General features: G+C 50.2%; 2 rRNA genes (1 of these 2 only partly in view). Both read right to left on the reverse strand.

Features of this window, described 5'->3' with window-relative positions:
* Positions 1-8: 8 nt before the first annotated feature.
* Positions 9-121 (reverse strand): 5S ribosomal RNA (gene rrf / locus ACP7DD_RS26220).
* Between the two features lie 141 nt (positions 122-262).
* Positions 263-1,644, reverse strand: a 23S ribosomal RNA gene (locus tag ACP7DD_RS26225); it runs 1,609 nt beyond the window's last position.

Raw genomic sequence — 1,644 nt, forward strand, 5'->3', positions numbered from 1 at the left:
TATAACTAGCCTGACGATAACCTACTTTCACACTGGTTGCAGCACTATCATCGGCGTAATATCGTTTCACGGTCCTGTTCGGGATGGGAAGGGGTGGTACCGATTTACTATGGTCATCAGGCATAACTTGTACAAGCAACTGTCCCCTGTGGGGCGACAGCGCTTTGAATCTGGAAGAAGTATCGTTTCATATTACTTGGTAGCGATCGTCAATCACGACAAACACAACGCGTATTCTTATCTCTGTACCTGCTAAGGTTATAGGGACAAGCCGTACGGGCAATTAGTATCAGTTAGCTTAATGCATTACTGCACTTCCACACCTGACCTATCAACGTCCTGGTCTCGAACGACCCTTTAAAGAGCTCAAGGCTCTGGGAAATCTCATCTCAAGGCAAGTTTCCCGCTTAGATGCTTTCAGCGGTTATCTCTTCCAGACTTAGCTACCCGGCAATGCCACTGGCGTGACAACCGGTACACCAGAGGTCTGTCCACTCCGGTCCTCTCGTACTAGGAGCAGCCCCCTTCAAATTTCCAACGCCCACGGCAGATAGGGACCAAACTGTCTCACGACGTTTTAAACCCAGCTCACGTACCACTTTAAATGGCGAACAGCCATACCCTTGGGACCGGCTACAGCCCCAGGATGTGATGAGCCGACATCGAGGTGCCAAACTCCCCCGTCGATATGAACTCTTGGGAGGAATCAGCCTGTTATCCCCAGAGTACCTTTTATCCGTTGAGCGATGGCCCTTCCATACAGAACCACCGGATCACTATGTCCTACTTTCGTACCTGCTCGACTTGTCAGTCTCGCAGTTAAGCACGCTTATGCCATTGCACTATCAACACGATGTCCGACCGTATCTAGCGTACCTTCGAACTCCTCCGTTACACTTTAGGAGGAGACCGCCCCAGTCAAACTGCCTACCATGCACTGTCCCCGATCCGGATAACGGACCAAGGTTAGAACCTCAAACAAACCAGGGTGGTATTTCAAGGTTGGCTCCACGATGACTGGCGTCACCGCTTCAAAGCCTCCCACCTATCCTACACAGATTGGTTCAAAGTCCAATGCAAAGCTACAGTAAAGGTTCATGGGGTCTTTCCGTCTAGCCGCGGGTAGATTGCATCATCACAAACATTTCAACTTCGCTGAGTCTCGGGAGGAGACAGTGTGGCCATCGTTACGCCATTCGTGCAGGTCGGAACTTACCCGACAAGGAATTTCGCTACCTTAGGACCGTTATAGTTACGGCCGCCGTTTACTGGGACTTCAATCAAGAGCTTGCACCCCATCATTTAATCTTCCAGCACCGGGCAGGCGTCACACCCTATACGTCCACTTTCGTGTTTGCAGAGTGCTGTGTTTTTATTAAACAGTCGCAGCCACCAGTTTATTGCAACCCTTTCACCCTCATGGAGTAAACCAATCAAGCTACCGGGGCGTACCTTTTCCCGAAGTTACGGTACCAATTTGCCGAGTTCCTTCTCCCGAGTTCTCTCAAGCGCCTTAGAATACTCATCTCGCCCACCTGTGTCGGTTTGCGGTACGGTCTCGTATGACTGAAGCTTAGAGGCTTTTCTTGGAACCACTTCCGATTGCTTCGAAACCTAGGTTTCTGGTCTCAACCCCTTGAATTA

This window comes from Massilia sp. TWR1-2-2, from assembly GCF_049897565.1.
GTDB lineage: Bacteria > Pseudomonadota > Gammaproteobacteria > Burkholderiales > Burkholderiaceae_D > JAFCUW01.